Source organism: Streptomyces sp. NPDC104581, assembly GCF_055583685.1.
The window spans coordinates 40,931-56,424 of the sequence record NZ_JBVJNN010000010.1 but is presented as its reverse complement, the minus strand read 5'-3'; the positions used below and the strand labels follow the sequence as shown (position 1 = coordinate 56,424).

At 72.7% G+C, this 15,494-nt stretch carries 13 protein-coding genes and 1 pseudogene; 6 read left to right on the top strand and 8 right to left on the bottom strand.

Annotated features, from left to right (window positions below; genetic code table 11):
* Window positions 1–33 precede the first annotated feature (33 nt).
* Both ACZ61E_RS11240 and ACZ61E_RS11235 read right to left on the bottom strand, forming a co-directional pair.
* On the bottom strand, window positions 34–1,185 hold the full coding sequence (locus tag ACZ61E_RS11240; protein WP_469699316.1) for a methyltransferase domain-containing protein: 1,152 nt from the start codon (window positions 1,183–1,185) through the stop codon (window positions 34–36).
* Between the two features lie 467 nt (window positions 1,186–1,652).
* Complete coding sequence (locus ACZ61E_RS11235) at window positions 1,653–4,568, bottom strand: FAD-binding and (Fe-S)-binding domain-containing protein (protein ID WP_469699315.1); 2,916 nt, start codon at window positions 4,566–4,568, stop codon at window positions 1,653–1,655.
* Between the two features lie 115 nt (window positions 4,569–4,683).
* Here ACZ61E_RS11235 and serC point away from each other — a divergent pair, with 115 nt between their 5' ends.
* Window positions 4,684–5,802, top strand: coding sequence for a phosphoserine transaminase (gene serC / locus ACZ61E_RS11230; protein ID WP_469699314.1), 1,119 nt, complete (start codon window positions 4,684–4,686; stop codon window positions 5,800–5,802).
* 143 nt (window positions 5,803–5,945) lie between these two features.
* Window positions 5,946–6,322: pseudogene (locus ACZ61E_RS11225) on the top strand (Uma2 family endonuclease); the annotation flags it as partial.
* A gap of 17 nt (window positions 6,323–6,339) precedes the next feature.
* Here the strand turns inward: ACZ61E_RS11225 and ACZ61E_RS11220 are convergent.
* Both ACZ61E_RS11220 and ACZ61E_RS11215 read right to left on the bottom strand, forming a co-directional pair.
* Window positions 6,340–7,221, bottom strand: coding sequence for an ABC transporter permease (locus ACZ61E_RS11220; protein ID WP_469699313.1), 882 nt, complete (start codon window positions 7,219–7,221; stop codon window positions 6,340–6,342).
* Window positions 7,218–8,240: an ATP-binding cassette domain-containing protein gene (locus tag ACZ61E_RS11215; protein WP_469699312.1), complete on the bottom strand. Its 1,023-nt coding sequence runs from the start codon at window positions 8,238–8,240 to the stop codon at window positions 7,218–7,220. Before ACZ61E_RS11215 ends, ACZ61E_RS11220 begins: the two co-directional genes overlap by 4 nt.
* 82 nt (window positions 8,241–8,322) lie before the next feature.
* Here ACZ61E_RS11215 and ACZ61E_RS11210 point away from each other — a divergent pair, with 82 nt between their 5' ends.
* Window positions 8,323–9,093, top strand: a complete 771-nt coding sequence (locus tag ACZ61E_RS11210; RefSeq protein ID WP_469699311.1) for a TetR/AcrR family transcriptional regulator — start codon at window positions 8,323–8,325, stop codon at window positions 9,091–9,093.
* 16 nt (window positions 9,094–9,109) lie between these two features.
* On the opposite strand, the gene ACZ61E_RS11205 is transcribed toward ACZ61E_RS11210, so the two are convergent.
* Entirely contained in the window at window positions 9,110–10,111 is a 1,002-nt protein-coding gene (locus ACZ61E_RS11205; protein ID WP_469699412.1) for a WD40 repeat domain-containing protein, read from the bottom strand.
* A 125-nt stretch (window positions 10,112–10,236) separates the two neighbouring features.
* On the opposite strand from ACZ61E_RS11205, the gene ACZ61E_RS11200 reads away from it, so the two are divergent.
* Window positions 10,237–10,926 carry a GDSL-type esterase/lipase family protein gene (locus tag ACZ61E_RS11200; RefSeq protein WP_469699310.1) on the top strand — a complete coding sequence of 230 codons (690 nt, stop codon included), beginning with the start codon at window positions 10,237–10,239 and terminating at the stop codon, window positions 10,924–10,926.
* 54 nt (window positions 10,927–10,980) lie between these two features.
* On the opposite strand, the gene ACZ61E_RS11195 is transcribed toward ACZ61E_RS11200, so the two are convergent.
* Entirely contained in the window at window positions 10,981–11,121 is a 141-nt protein-coding gene (locus ACZ61E_RS11195; protein ID WP_469699309.1) for a hypothetical protein, read from the bottom strand.
* A 74-nt stretch (window positions 11,122–11,195) separates the two neighbouring features.
* Here ACZ61E_RS11195 and pip point away from each other — a divergent pair, with 74 nt between their 5' ends.
* Window positions 11,196–12,212, top strand: a complete 1,017-nt coding sequence (gene pip, locus ACZ61E_RS11190; protein ID WP_469699308.1) for a prolyl aminopeptidase — start codon at window positions 11,196–11,198, stop codon at window positions 12,210–12,212.
* Between the two features lie 42 nt (window positions 12,213–12,254).
* On the top strand, window positions 12,255–13,238 hold the full coding sequence (locus ACZ61E_RS11185; protein WP_469699307.1) for an aldo/keto reductase: 984 nt from the start codon (window positions 12,255–12,257) through the stop codon (window positions 13,236–13,238).
* A 224-nt stretch (window positions 13,239–13,462) separates the two neighbouring features.
* On the opposite strand, the gene thpR is transcribed toward ACZ61E_RS11185, so the two are convergent.
* A complete protein-coding gene (gene thpR, locus ACZ61E_RS11180; RefSeq protein WP_469699306.1) occupies window positions 13,463–14,047 on the bottom strand; it encodes an RNA 2',3'-cyclic phosphodiesterase in 585 nt (194 codons plus the stop codon).
* Between the two features lie 77 nt (window positions 14,048–14,124).
* On the bottom strand, window positions 14,125–15,468 hold the full coding sequence (locus ACZ61E_RS11175; RefSeq protein ID WP_469699305.1) for an MFS transporter: 1,344 nt from the start codon (window positions 15,466–15,468) through the stop codon (window positions 14,125–14,127).
* Window positions 15,469–15,494: the final 26 nt, after the last annotated feature.

Genomic DNA, 15,494 nt, shown 5'->3' with positions numbered 1-15,494 from the left:
GCGGACAGGACGGCGCGTCAACCGGACGGCGCGTCAACCGGCCGTCCGGGCAAGCCCGGTGACCGCCGACCACCGGGGCCCGGTGTCGCTGTCGTTGCTCCATACGTACTGGCTGTCCGGGGTGCGCGTCATACCGAAGTCGTAGAGGTCCGGCCGGCCGTGGTGCTCCCAGCGGGCGACGGCCGACTCGATCTCCCCGAGAAGGCGCCGCGGCCCGCCCTGGAAGACGGTGCCCGCCCCGGACCCGGACGAGGACCCGGACCCGGACCCGGTCAGGGTCGCCCAGGAGGAACTTCCGTCGTGCGCCCAGGCCACCGGCCCGTCCCGGTCCCCGAGGACGATCTCCACGTCCGGCAGGAGCACCCGCAGCGCGAACAACAGGTGCGGATCGGAGAGTCGCGTCAGGTCGAGCGAGTGGGCGCCCTCGACCTCGGCGGGGCCGTGACCCCGCACCTGGGTCCAGCCGGCGCGGGCCGGAGTGCCGCGGGCGGGCATGAACAGGGCGAGCCCCTGGACCCAGCCGGTGGCGGAGAGCCCGTCGGCCGCCACCGTGAGGGCCACATGCCCCATGCGGCCCCACGGGGTGACGATCCGTCCACCGGGCCGGGTCTGGGACACCCACTCCCACGGGACGGTCTCCACCGCGTACGTCGACTCGATCCGGTCGTACGGGCCACCGGGCGCGTGACCGAGCCGCCCGTCCCCGGTGATCACGGTGACGTCCGCGCCCGCGGCCTCCAGCCGGTCGCGCGCCGCCGCCGCGAGACCGGGGTCGGCCTCGACGCTGGTCACCCGCCCCGGCCCGGCGCGGCGGGCGAGCAGCGCGGCGTTCCACCCCGTGCCGGTGCCGAGTTCCAGGACACGGTGGCCGGGCTCCGGCATCAGCGAGTCGAGCATGTCCACGACCACGGACTGACAGGACAGACTGGAGGTGGCGCGTCCGTCCCCCACCTGTGTGACGGCGGGATCACCGGGGCCGCCGTAGACCTCGGCGGCCCACCGCTCCGGCTCCGTCGCGCGGCTCACCGCGACATATCCGTCACCGTCCCAGCGATACAGGGTGTCCGGTGCGAACGCGTGCCGGGGAACGGCGTCGACGGCCGCCCGCACCCACGGCGAGTCCGCGGGCCAGCCGCCCCGCTCGGCCATCGCGTCGGCCAGCGCTCTGCGCCGCTCCTCGAACACGGCCCCTACTTCCGGCGGTTGCCGGAGGGAGGCGGAGGTTTGGGCACCTCGCTGTCGCCGTTGCCCGGCGGCGGCTTTCCCTGCGAGAGGTCGGGCTCGGGCTTGCGGTGTTCCCCCATGACACTCCCCTTCCGGAAGGTAGTCGATCAACTACAGATTGCTACAGGGGTGATCGGCCGGACAAGTGATCCGGAGGGAGCGACGCCGGGATCCCGTGGCACTCACCGCGCAGTCCCGGCGCGTTCGGGGGCGCGTCCGTCACTCCCCCGTGCCCCGCCGGGACCGGCGGGGCTCATCACCGCTAGGCCGTGTCTGACAAATGGCGCCGTCCGCCCGTAGGGCGGGGCTCGCGGCGGCTGGTGCGGTGCATCGCAAGGCGGAGGATCGGACTCGTACCGGGCGTACTCGGCCGAGTCCGACAACGCGGCGAGGTGCCGTACCAGGCGCCGCGGACCAGGCGGGATTTGTCAGACACGGCCTAAGGGCCGTCCGTCGCCCGCCTCCGCGGCCAGCGCCCCGGCCAGAACCTCCGCCAGGTGCCTGGCCCCTCCGCCGGACAGCTGGTCCAGCTGGGTACGGCACGAGTAGCCGTCCGCGAGGAGTTCCGTTCCCTCGCCGGCCGCCCGGACGGCGGGCAGCAGCTGGTCCTCCGCGCACGCCACCGAGATGTCGTAATGCCCCTTCTCGAAGCCGAAGTTGCCCGCGAGACCGCAGCAGCCGCCGCTCAACTCGCCGCTGAGGCCCGCCCGTTCCCGCAGCCGCCGTTCCGCCGCGTCACCGAGGACCGCGTGCTGGTGGCAGTGGGTCTGCCCCGCGACCGGCCGGTCGACGCGCGGTGGCCGCCAGTTGGGCGCGGACTCCTCCAGGGTCTGGGCGAAGGTCCGCACGGACGCGGCGAGCCGGGCGGCGCGCGGGTCGTCCGCGAGCAGCTCCGGCAGATCCGTCCTGAGCGCGGCGGCGCAGCTCGGTTCGAGCACGGCCACCGGCAGCCCCCGGTCGAGCAGCGGCTCCATCCGGTCCAGGGTGCGGCGCATCACCGCGCGGGCCCGGTCGAGCTGCCCGGTGGAGACGTAGGTGAGGCCGCAGCACACCGTGCCCGGCGGCAGCGTGTGCGTGACGCCGGCCGCGTCCAGGACCCGGACGGCCGCCTGCCCCACCGACGGTGACAGATGCTCCGTGAAGGTGTCCGGCCACAGCACCACCGACGGGTCGCCCACCGGCTCGCGCCGCTGCCGCCGCAGCCACCGGGTGAAGGTCAGCGGCGCCAGCCGCGGGATCGAGCGCTCGGGGGCGATCCCGCCCGCGCGCTTGGCCAGCGCGGCCACGCCCGGCACCCGTACCCCCGCGTTCAGCAGGCCCGCGAACGGCGCGGCGGCCCGGAGCCAGCGCGGCAGCCGCCCCATCGCGTAGTGCGCGGCGGGCCGCCGCCTGCCCTCGTAGTGGTGGTGCAGGAACTCGGCCTTGTACGTGGCCATGTCGACGCCCACCGGACAGTCGCTGCGGCAGCCCTTGCAGGACAGACAGAGGTCGAGCGCGTCCCTGACCTCGGCCGAGCGCCAGCCGTCGGTGACGACCTCACCGGCGAGCATCTCGTGCAGCAGCCGCGCGCGCCCGCGCGTGGAGTGCTGTTCGTCGCCGGTCGCGCGGAACGAGGGGCACATCACCCCGGCGCCCGAACTCGGCCCCTCCACCCGGCATTTGGCGACACCGACACAGCGCCGTACGGCCGCCGAGAAGTCGCCGCCCACGACGCCGTCCGCCTCCCCGTCATGCGGATAGGCGAAGACGACGTCGACGCGATCGCGCGGCAGGACCTCGAAGCGCAGGTTCTCGTCGAGCCGGGCGGGCCGGGCGATCGAACCGGGGTTCAGTCCGCCCGCCGGATCCCACACGTCCTTGAACTGCCCGAAGAGACCCGTCAGTTCGTCCCCGTACATCTTCGGCAGCAGCTCCGAACGCGCCAGCCCGTCGCCGTGCTCCCCGGAGAGCGAACCGCCGTGCGCGACGACCAGTGCGGCCACGTCCTCGGAGAAGCGGCGGAAGCGCCGTACCCCGTCGGTGCTCAACAGGTCGAAGTCGATGCGGACATGGATGCAGCCGTCGCCGAAGTGTCCGTAGGGCGTGCCGCGCAGCCCGTGCTGGGCTAGCAGCGCGCGGAAGTCCCGCAGGTAGGCGCCGAGCCGGGCGGGCGGTACGGCGCAGTCCTCCCAGCCCGGCCACGCCTCTCCCCCGTCGGCGCCGCGGGTGGCGGTGCCCGACGCGTCCTCCCGCACCCGCCACAGGGCCCGGATCCCGGCCGGGTCGGCCACGACCGTGCCGTCCAGGGCGTCGGCGGCGCGCATGATCCGCTCGGCGTGCGCGCGGGCCTCCGCGACGGTGGCGCCGCCGGTCTCCACGAAGAGCCAGGCACCGCCGCGCGGCAGGTCGTGCGGGCCGGGGACGAGGTCGTCGGCCATGCCCTCGACGGTGAGCGGGTGGTACGGCAGCAGCCCCGCCGCCGCTTCGGCCGCCGCGCTCTCGTCGGGGTAGCCGAGGACCGCGAGCACCCGCGCGGGCGGTGAGTCCACCAGCCGTACGACGGCTTCCGTGACGACGCCGAGCGTGCCCTCGCTGCCGCAGAACGCGCGGGCGAGGTCGGTGCCGTTCTCGGGGAGCAGCGCGTCGATCGCGTAGCCGGAGATACGGCGCGGGAGGCCGGTGGGGTAGCCGGTGCGCAGCAGGGCGAGGTTGCCCTCCACAAGGGGGCGCAGGCCGGTGGGGGCGCCCTCCCAGCCCCTGCCGAGCCGCAGGGAGGCGCCGCCGTACGTCGTGACCGAGAGCTCGTGGACGTTGTCGGCGGTCGTCCCCCACGCGACCGAGTGCGACCCGCACGAGTTGTTGCCGATCATGCCGCCGAGGGTGCAGCGGCTGTGCGTGGAGGGATCGGGCCCGAAGGTCAGTCCGTGCGGCGCGACGGTGTCGCGGAGCCGGTCGAGGACCACTCCGGGCTGGACGACGGCGGTACGGGCCCCGGGGTCGACCGACACGATCGAGCGAAGATGCCGGGTGAGATCGAGGACGACGCCGACGCCGGTGGCGTTACCGGCGATGGAGGTGCCGGCGCCGCGCGGCACGACGGGGACGCCGTGCGTACGGCAGACGTCGAGGGCCGCGGCGACGTCCGCCGCGTCGCGGGGGGCGACCACGCCCACCGGGACGCGGCGGTAGTTGGAGGCGTCCATGGTGACCAGGGCACGGGCGGCGGCGCCGAAGTCCACCTCGCCCCGGACGGCTCCGGCGAGGTCTGCGGCCAGGGCGGTGGTGACCGCGGGCGTCTCCGCCGCCACCGGTGCCGTGCGCGCCGCTGATTCCCGGTTCCGGTGCCGCTCCCTGTGCTCAGCCATTCCCCCAGGATGCCCCGCCGGGCGCGGAGCACCACCCGTCAACGACGTGTCGGGCACGTCTCACGACGTGAACCGCTCCACTGACGGCAGGCGGAGAACGTCTAGGCTGCGGCCCGTGGCCGACATTCAGATTCCCGCTGACATCAAGCCCGCCGACGGTCGATTCGGCGCTGGCCCCTCCAAGGTGCGTACGGAGGCGGTCGACGCCCTGGCCGCCACCGGTACGTCTCTCCTCGGCACGTCCCACCGCCAGGCTCCGGTGAAGAACCTGGTCGGCGCGGTGCGCGAGGGTGTGCGCGAGCTGTTCCGGCTCCCCGAGGGCTACGAGGTGATCCTGGGCAACGGCGGCTCCACCGCCTTCTGGGACATCGCGACGCACGGGTTGATCGAGAACAAGTCGCAGCACCTGAACTTCGGCGAGTTCTCGTCGAAGTTCGCGAAGGCGTCGAAGCTCGCCCCCTGGCTGGCCGAGCCGACCGTCATCTCCTCCTCGCCGGGCACCCACCCGGACCCGGAGGCCGAGGCGGGCGTGGACGTCTACGCGCTGACGCACAACGAGACCTCCACCGGTGTCGCCGCGCCCGTCAGGCGTGTCGCGGGCGCCGACGAGGGCGCGCTCGTGCTGGTCGACGCGACGTCCGGCGCGGGCGGCCTGCCGGTCGACATCGCCGAGACCGACGTCTACTACTTCGCCCCGCAGAAGTCCTTCGCCTCCGACGGCGGCCTGTGGATCGGCGTCTTCTCGCCGGCCGCGCTGGAGCGCGCCGCGCGCGTCCACGGCTCGGGTCGGCATGTCCCGGAGTTCTTCTCGCTGCCGACGGCGATCGACAACTCGCTGAAGAACCAGACGTACAACACCCCCGCGCTGGCGACTCTCTTCCTGCTGAACGAGCAGCTGACCTGGCTGAACACCCAGGGCGGTCTGGACTGGTCGACCGCCCGCACGGCCACGTCCGCGCGCACGCTGTACGGCTGGGCGGAATCGTCCAAGTACGCGACACCGTTCGTGCTCGACCCGGCGCACCGCTCGCAGGTCATCGGCACGATCGACTTCTCGGACGAGATCGACGCGGCGACGATCGCCAAGGTCCTGCGCGCCAACGGCATCGTGGACACGGAGCCGTACCGCAAGCTGGGCCGCAACCAGCTGCGGGTGGCGATGTTCCCGGCGATCGACCCGTCGGACATCGAGGCGCTGACGGCGTGCGTCGACTACGTGATCGACAAGCTCTGACGCGGTCCACAGCCGCCGGACGGCCCCGCCCCCGACGTGGGGGGCGGGGCCGTCACTCTTGTGCGTGAATGATCACGCTCACGACGAACCGGGCTGTCCCGGCATACGGTGACGGTCTCGACACCAGCCATCAGAAGGCCCTCATGTCTGCCGCAGCGGCCGAGTGCCCCTGTGACGGCCCGCCGGAGAGCCAGCTCGAGACGGCCGACAGCATCGTGGAGCAGCTTCCCAGCGGCCCGGAGGACTTCGCCGTCCCCGACCTCTCGCTCGTGGACGCAGACGTCGAAGAACACCTGATCAGTACAACTGCTACGACCCGGCCGTCTTCCGCCTGGTCCTCGAAGTCACCTCCAGCAACTACCAGCAGGACCTGCGGAACAAGGTCACCGCTTACGCCGAGGCCAGGATCCCCGTCTATGTGATCGTCGACCGCAAGCACAATCGACTGCACGTGCTCACCGACCCGGTCGCCGGCGACTACGCCGGCCACCGCCTCCACGCGCCGGGGTCGGGGAGCCCAGGAAGGCGACCTGACGGTCACCGGCTCAGGCGCTGGAACCTCCGTACCGCCAGGGGGACGAACAGCAGCGTGATCGCCAGCGGCCAGGCCAGCGACAGCAGCAGCGCGTGCTCCTCCGGCCAGGTGCCGCCGCTCGCCACCGGGTTGCCGAACAGTTCGCGGGCCGCCGTCACCGTCGCGGAGACCGGGTTCCACGCGGCGACCACGCCCAGCCAGTCCGGCATCAGGGACGGGGCGACGAAGACGCTGGAGATCATCGTCACGGGGAAGGCGACGGCGAAGAGACTGCTCGCCTGTTCGGGGCTCGGGATCACCAGCCCGAGCCAGACCCCCACCCAGATCAGCGAGAAGCGCAGCAGCATCAGCAGGCCGAAGGCCGCCAGGGAGGCGAGCAAACCGCCGTCCGCGCGCCAGCCGATCGCCAGGGCCGTGAGCGCGAGGATCGCCAGTTCCGCGCAGGCGGTGAGCATGTCCCCCACTCCGCGCCCCGTGACCACCGCCGACGGCGCCATCGGCATCGAGCGGAAGCGGTCGTGCACGCCCTTGCTGGTGTCGTTGACGAAGGCGGACGCCGTGTTCATGAAGCCGAAGGCCATCGTCATGGTGAACATGCCGGGCATCAGGAACTCCCGGTAGTCGCCACCGCCCGGCACCTTCATCGCGCTGCCGAAGACATAGCCGTAGAGCAGCACGGAGATGAGCGGATAGCCCAGCATCCAGAGGATGTAGGAGGGTTGGCGCTGATAGTGGGTCAGGCTGCGGCGTACGAGGTTCCAGCAGTCGGCCACCGCCCAGTAGGCGCGACCGCGCGTGTCGTCGAGCGCCAGGCTCACTCCCGCGCCGGGGTCCGCGGTCGGGTCCGTGGTCGGGTCCGCGTTCAGGTCCGTCCTCGTACTCATGCCGCCACCTCGGTCTCCGCCTTCGCCTTCTTCTTCACGGTCGTCGCGCCGGTGGCCGTTTCCTCCGTACGGTGTCCCGTCAGCCGCAGGAACACGTCGTCCAGGCTCGGCCTGCGCAGACCGATGTCCTCCGCCGCGATCCCCCGGTCCCGCAGCTCCCGGGCGACGTCCGTCAGCGCCGCCACCCGGTCGGTGACCGGCGCGTGCACCCGGCGCGCCTCGGTGTCCGTCGCGGGCACCGATCCCGCGACGCGGGCGACCACCTCGGCCGCCGCCGGGAGTTCACGCCCGTCGTGGACGACGACCTCGATCAGGTCACCGCCCACGGTGTTCTTCAGCCCGTCCGGGGTGTCGTCGGCGATCGCCCGCCCCCGGTCCATGACCGTGATGTGCGAGGCGAGCTTGTCGGCCTCGTCCAGATACTGCGTGGTGAGCAGCACGGTCGTACCGCCCGCCACCAGCGCCCGCACGGCGTCCCAGACCTCGCCGCGCCCGCGCGGGTCGAGTCCGGTCGTCGGCTCGTCGAGGAACAGGACCCGGGGGGCGAGGACCATCGAAGCGGCGAGGTCGAGCCGGCGCCGCATGCCGCCGCTGTACTCGCGAACGCCCTTGTCGGCCGCGCCCACCAGGCCGAAGCGCTCCAGCAGTTCCCCGGCGCGCAGCGCGGCCCGCCGTCCACCGAGGTGGAAGAGGCGGCCGAACATCTCCAGGTTCTGCCGGCCGGTGAGGATCTCGTCGACCGCCGCGTACTGCCCGGTGAGCCCGATCCGGCGGCGCACGGCGCGCGGGTCGGTGCGCACATCGACCCCGGCGACCGTGGCGCGCCCGCCGTCGAGCCTGAGGAGGGTGGTGAGCGCGCGTACGGCGGTGGTCTTGCCCGCGCCGTTCGGGCCGAGGAGTCCGTGCACGGTTCCGGTGCGCACGGCGAGGTCGAAGCCGTCGAGGGCGCAGGTGTCCCCGTACCGCTTGCGGATCGCTTCGGCGTGCACGGCGTAGTCGGTGGCTGCCTGGTCGTTCACTGCCCCTCCAGAGAACTGAGTACGGCGTACCCAAGAAGCGTACACGGTACCCAATTGATGTCCAGCCGTTTAGGCTGGGGCCATGGCGACGACGGAAAGCAGCGGCGGCGGCGACGTGTCCCGCAGCATGGAACTGCTCTGGGGCACCGGCGAGCGGGCGACCCGGGGCCCCAAACCGGGGCTCACGCTCGACCGGATCGTCACGGCCGCCGTCGAACTCGCCGACGCCGAGGGGCTCTCCGCCGTCTCGATGCGCAGGCTCTCCACGGAGCTGGGCGCGGGAACGATGTCGCTCTACCGCCATGTCCCCGGCCGGGCCGAGCTGGTGGACCTGATGCTGGACCGGGTGCAGGCCGACTCCGGCGCGACCGCCGCCGATCCGGCCCCCGCCGCCGCCCCCGACTGGCGGAAGACCGTCGAGACGGCGGCCCGCGGGGAACTCGCCCTCTACCAGGCCCACCCCTGGCTGCTCTCCGTCAACCAGACCAGGCCGGTCCTCGGCCCCGGCGCCGTCGGCGGCATGGAGACGATGCTCGCCGGAATCAGGGACATGGGCCTGACCGACCCGGAGCTGATCTCCGTGATCATCATGGTCAGCGGTTACGTCTCGGGCGTCGCCCGCACCCAGGTGCACGCCGTCGAGGTCCAGCAGGCGACCGGCATCACGGACGAGGAGTTCTGGGAGGCGCAGGAGCCGATTCTGTCGGCGGTGATGAACAGCGGGCGCTACCCGGTGATGGCCACGCTCTCGGCCGACGCGTTCGGCCCCGACTTCGACCACTTCGAGTTCGGGCTCCAGCGACTGCTCGACGGCCTGGAGGTGCTGGTCGCGCGGCGCACCGGCGGCGGCTGAACCGCCACGTGCGCCCTCAGCCGCCCTGCTTGCGGCGCTTGACCCCGAAGAACAGCACCGCGGCCCCGACGAGCACGACCGCGCCGATCGTGATGTTCCCGCCCTCGCCCTCCGCGCCGTCCCCGGCAGCGCCGTCGCCCGCGCCGCTCCCGCCGCCGGACGATCCGCCCTTCTTCCGCAGGTCGACGCGCTCGACCTGGCTGCGCGTCCCCTCCGTACCGAACATCAGGGCCGACCCGTCCAGGGTGTACGTCACCGACTCGGCCTGGCCCTGGATCGGGGCCCGGACACGGTGGTCGGCGCCCAGCCGGCCGTTCCTCCACTCATAGGCGCGGGCGCTGAAGTACGAGCGCAGCAGCAGCTCCCTGCCGTCCGGCGAGAAGGCGCCGTCGGTCACCCACGGCACCTCGTCGACGCGGGTGAAGGTGTTCGTGCCGCCCGTGGTCAGCTCCGCCGGGCCCTCGTAGAGGCCGCCGCCGTTCTCGTTCTTCGAGGCGATGTAGACGCGGCCGGTGGTGGGATGGACCATCAGCGCCTCGGCGTCACGCGGGCCGTCCGCGTACTTCACCGTGTACTGCGTGGCGTCGACCGTCGCGTCCGCGAGCGTCTTCGGCTCGGGGAAGCGGTAGATCCAGACGTGGTCCCAGCTGCCGTTGAGGTTGTCGCCGATGTCGCCGACGTAGACGGCTCCGTCGGCGCCCACGGAGATCGCCTCCATGTCGCGGGGCTCCCCGACCCCCCGCATGGTGATCGTCGCGACGGTCTCCCCGGTCCGCGAGTCGACGCCGTAGATGAGGGGCTTGTCCTGGTCGTTGTGCGTCCAGTAGACGCCGGGGTGCGCCCGGCTGGCGGCGAGCCCACTGGACTCGGTGATCCGCGGGTCCTGGATCCGGAAGCTGCGGTCGGGGTCGGCGGCGGGCGCGGCGGGGGCGACCGGCGCGGCGGGCACGGCCGACGCGGTCGGCGTGGCCGGGAGCGTGGCCGCCGCACACGTCAGGACCAGCAGCGCCGACGCCATGAGGGCGGATCGGGCACGCCCCGCACGCGGGGACGGACGCATCACCTTGACCTTGACCATGGCCCAAGACTGCCACCCCGCGGGCCGGGGACGGTCGTCCACCGGCCATCGGGGATGATGATCCGATGCGTTTCATGTTCGTCGGCGACTCCATGACCATCGGCCGCGCCGGCGACATCACCTGGCGCTACCGCATGTGGCGGCACCTGAACGACTCGTACGGCGCCCCGTACGCGATCGTCGGCCCGCGCACCGGCCTCCACGACGACCGGGCCGGCGCCCCCGTTTCGCACGCGTACGGCGCCCCCGACTTCCCCGCGGAGGCGTGGCCGCACCTCGCGGGCTGGGGCGAGGGCTGGCAGCACATGGCGCCCGTGATCCGTGACGCCGTCGCCACGCACCGCGCGGACGTCCTGCTCGTCTCGCTCGGCCTGATAGACCTCGGCTTCTACACGGACAGCGACCAGACCGCCGCGCACGCACGGGAGTTCATCGCCGAGGCACGGTCGGCCAACCCGCGGTTGCGGATCGTGCTGCTGCCGGTCATACCCAACACCCGCGCCGAGACCGACCCGGATTTCGCCGCCGAGGTCGACCGCTTCAACGTCCTGCTGGCCAAGGCCGTCGCCGACCTGGACAACGCGGCCTCACCCCTGCTGCCGGCCTCGCGCCCCGCGTCGTACGACATCCACCGCGACACCTACGACGGCACCCACCCCGGCCCCTCGGGTGAGCATCTGCTCGCCGGCGCGTTCGCCGACGCCATGCACCAGGCGTGGGGGCTGGGCGCGCCGTATCCGCCCACACGGCGGTGAGCGAGCCGGCGTACGCTGCCGGCTCCCGGACGTCCGACCCGTACGCACGATCCGTCACCCGCGCCCGAGCGGCGTCCCGCACCCGCCGCAGTGCACCGGCTCGGGGTCGTCGTTCAGACGGCCGCACTCCTCGCAGACCAGCTCCAGCATGCAGGGCGGTTCGCCGCCCTCCACCACCTCGTCATCGAGGGACACCGCACACCTCCGCTCCCCGTCGCACCCGACCCTACGCAAGTCCCGCACCCCCGATCCGAGAAGGAGACCGCCTCGTGGACCGCGAGCCCGGTGAGCTGTATCCGCCGATCGAGCCCTACGACCACGGCATGCTCGACGTCGGCGACGGCAACCTCGTCCACTGGGAGGTCTGCGGCAACCCCGGCGGCAAGCCCGCGCTCGTCGTGCACGGCGGTCCCGGCTCCGGGTGCACCCCGCGCGCACGGCGGTACTTCGACCCCGACCGGTACCGCGTCGTCCTCTTCGACCAGCGCAACTGCGGGCGCAGCACCCCGCACGCGAGCGACCCCACCGCCGACATGCGGCACAACACCACCGGTCATCTCCTCGCGGACATGGAGCGGTTGCGCACCCACCTCGGGATCGACAAGTGGCTGCTGTACGGCGGCTCCTGGGGCTCCACGCTGATCCTCGCGTACGCCGAGCGGCACCCGGAACGCGTGTCGGAGATCGTCATCCCGAGTGTCACGACCACCCGCCGCTCCGAGATCGACTGGCTCTACCGGGGCGCCGGCCAGATCTTCCCCGAGGCGTGGGCCCGCTTCCGGGCCGGTGTCCCGGCCGACGACGCGCACCCCGGCGGTCACCCGGACACCCCCTCCCTGCTCGCGGCGTACGCGCGGCTCACCGAGAGCCCCGACCCGGCCGTACGGGCCAGGGCCACCGCCGACTGGTGCGCCTGGGAGGACGCGGTGCTCTCGGGGGAGCCGCACGGCTCCCCCGACCCGTACAGCGGCCGGCCCTCCGCCGACCGCCGGGCCCTCGTGCGGATCTGCGCGCACTACTTCTCGCACGGCGCCTGGCTGGAGGAGGGCGCGCTGCTGCGTGACGCGGGACGGCTGGCGGGGATTCCCGGTGTGCTGATCCACGGCAGACACGATCTGTCCGGCCCGCTCGGCACGGCGTGGGAGCTGGCCGCCGCCTGGCCGGACGCCCGGCTGATCGTCGTGGCGGACGCGGGCCACCAGGGCAGCGCGACGACGCGCCGCGAGCAGCTGGCCGCGCTCGACACGTTCGCGGCGCCGGACACGGGTCCGCCGTCCACCCGTTGAGGTCTTGCTTCGAGCGCGCTCGAAGGCGTTGGCTGTTGAGCCATGAAGTACACGCAGCTCGGACGCACCGGACTCAAAGTCAGCCGACTCGTCCTCGGCACCATGAACTTCGGCCCCCACACCAACGAGGCCGACAGCCACGCCATCATGGATGACGCGCTCGGCGCCGGCATCAACTTCTTCGACACGGCCAACGTCTACGGCTGGGGCGAGAACAAGGGCCGCACGGAGGAAATCCTCGGCACCTGGTTCGCGCAGGGCGGCGGCCGTCGCGACAAGGTGGTGCTCGCGACCAAGGTGTACGGCAACATGGCGGCCGAGGGCGACGCGTGGCCCAACCACGACAAACTCTCCGCCCTCAACATCCGCCGCGCGGTCGACGCCAGCCTCCGGCGGCTCCAGACCGACCACATCGATCTCTACCAGTTCCACCACATCGACCGTGACACCCCGGTCGAGGAGATCTGGCAGGCGGTCGACACCCTGATCCAGCAGGGCAAGATCCTCTACGCCGGCTCGTCCAACTTCCCCGGCTGGAAGATCGCCCAGACCAACGAGACGGCGCACCGCCTGGGCTCCTACGGCCTGGTCAGCGAGCAGTGCCTGTACAACCTCGCCGAGCGCCGCGCCGAGATGGAGGTCATCCCGGCCGCGCGGGAGTACGGCCTCGGGGTCATCCCGTGGTCACCCCTCCAGGGCGGTCTGCTCGGCGGCGCGATCCGCAAGGAGCGCGAGGGCGGCTCCGGGAAGCGGTCGGGCGACCGGCTCAAGGACAGCAAGATCCGTGAGCAGATCCAGGCGTACGAGGACCTGCTCGCCGAGCACGGTCTCGAACCGGGCGAGGCGGCTCTGGCCTGGCTGCTGACGCGTCCGGGCGTGACGGGCCCGATCGTCGGCCCGCGTACGGCCGAGCAGCTGGAGTCCGCGCTGCGCGGGGTCGAGCTGGAGCTGTCGGACGAGGTGCTGGCGTCGCTGGAGGAGATCTTCCCGGGTCCGGGTCCTTCTCCGGAGGCGTTCGCCTGGTAGTGCCGGCAAGGGAGGGCGCGGCCCGCGGGCCGCGCCCCCTGTCGGTCAAGGCTCCGGGGCCTGTCGTCCGGATCCTGCCGGGCTCGCGTGCCCCGCTCACTGGTCCGGCCCGACCCAGACGACAGGCCCTAGCCGAACGCTCCCGCCACGGCGACGATCACGAACATCAGCACCAGCGCGGCGGCCATGATCCGGTTCCGGGTTTTGGGGTCCACGCGTCGAGGTTAACGGCCGCCGTCGGCGGGCCTCGCGGTGGGGCAGCGCACCAGCGTCTCGTACCGCGGCTGCTCCCCCGGCACACCGGCCACGGGCAGTCGGCTCCGTACCAGCGCCAGCTCCCCGACCTGCCACGGCGTGCCCTCGAAACCGTCCAGCGCGGCCACGTAGGGGCGCAGGTCGGTGTCGGTCCGCGTACGGGCCAGCGTGAGGTGCGGCCGGTAGGCCCGGTGCTCCTCCATCGGCAGGCCGGTCCTGCGCGCGGCGGCGTCGGCGCGTTCGGCGAGGCGGCGCAGCTCGGCGACGCCCCCGGCGGCGCCGGCCCACAGCGCGCGCCCGCCGAAGTTCCCGCCGCCGCGCAGCCGCAGCGGGAACGCCCGCGTCCGGCGCGCCGCACGCTCCAGCCGCCCGGTCAGCTCCGGAACGAGCGCCTCGTCGACCTCTCCCATGAAGGCGAGCGTGAAGTGCCACCCGGCCCGCCCGGTCCAGCACATCTCATCGGCCCCGGGAAGACCCCGCACCCGCCGGTCGACGGCGTCGGCGAGTTCGTCGGCGGCGTGGGAGGGCGGCAGCACGGCGGCGAACAGACGCATGGCGGTCAGTCTGGCAGCCCGGCTGCCCCGTGCGGTGCCCGCTCCCGCGGATCCTGCGGGCGAGCGGGCGGCATCGGTCACGCCGCCGTCGCGAGTGGCTGTTCCCGCTGGACGAACGTCACATGGCGGTGGCCCCGGCGCAGGTCGATCTTGAGGCGCAGGCCGCCGACCCGGGCGAGCATCACGCCCACGCCCACCGCGGCCAACGCGGCGACCGCGCCGCCGGAGGCGAAGCCGATCCTGGCGCCGTAGGTGTCGGTGACCCAGCCGACGATCGGGGCGCCCAGTGGCGTACCGCCCGTGAAGACCATCATGAACAGGGCCATCACCCGGCCGCGCATGGCCGGGTCCGTGGCCATCTGGATGCTGGAGTTGGCGGTGACGTTGACCGTCAGGCCGCACATGCCGACCGGCACCAGCAGCGCCGCGAAGAGCCAGAACGTCGGCGCGAACGCGGTCACGATCTCCAGCACGCCGAAGAGGACCGCCGCCGCCACCAGCAGCCGCATCCGGGAGGTGCCCCGGCGGGCCGCGAGCAGGGCGCCGATCAGGGAGCCGATCGCCATCAGGGTGTTGAGCAGGCCGTACGTACCGGCGTCGGCGTGGTAGACGTCGTCCGCGAAGGCCGACAGCCAGATCGGGAAGTTGAAGCCGAAGGTGCCGATGAACCCGACCAGCACGATCGGCCAGATCAGCTCCGGCCTGCCCGCGACGTAACGCAGTCCCTCCCGTAGCTGTCCCTTGCCGCGCGGGGTGCGTTCGACCTTCAGCAGCTCGGAGTTGCGCATCAGCAGCAGGGCGGTGAGCGGGGCGATGAACGACAGTCCGTTGAGGAGGAAGGCGTATCCGCTGCCGACGGCGGTGATCAGCACACCGGCGACCGCCGGGCCGACGAGCCGGGCGGACTGGAAGTTGGCGGAGTTCAGGCTGACGGCGTTACGGAGCTGGTCCGGGCCGACCATCTCGTGCACGAACGACTGGCGCGCGGGGTTGTCGACCACCGTGACCAGGCCGAGGACGAAGGCCGTGGCGTACACGTGCCAGACCTGGACCTGACCGCTGAGGGTGAGCGCGGCGAGCGCGAGCCCGGTGACTCCCATCGCGGCCTGGGTGCCGAGCAGCAGGGTGCGCTTGTTGCACCGGTCGGCGATGACGCCGCCGTACAGGCCGAAGAGCAGCATCGGGAGGAATTGGAGGGCCGTGGTGATACCTACGGCCGTGGAGGATCCGGTGAGCGTGAGCACCAGCCAGTCCTGGGCGATGCGCTGCATCCAGGTGCCGGTGTTCGACACGACCTGTCCGGTGGCGAAGAGCCGGTAGTTACGGATCTTCAGCGAGCTGAACATGCTCGTGCGGGGCTGTTCCATGGGGTCGGGGGTGGTCGGTGCGGGGGCGGAGTCTGCTCCGGATCCCGTACTCAAAGTTGGTTCGCCTCCTCGGCGTGGAC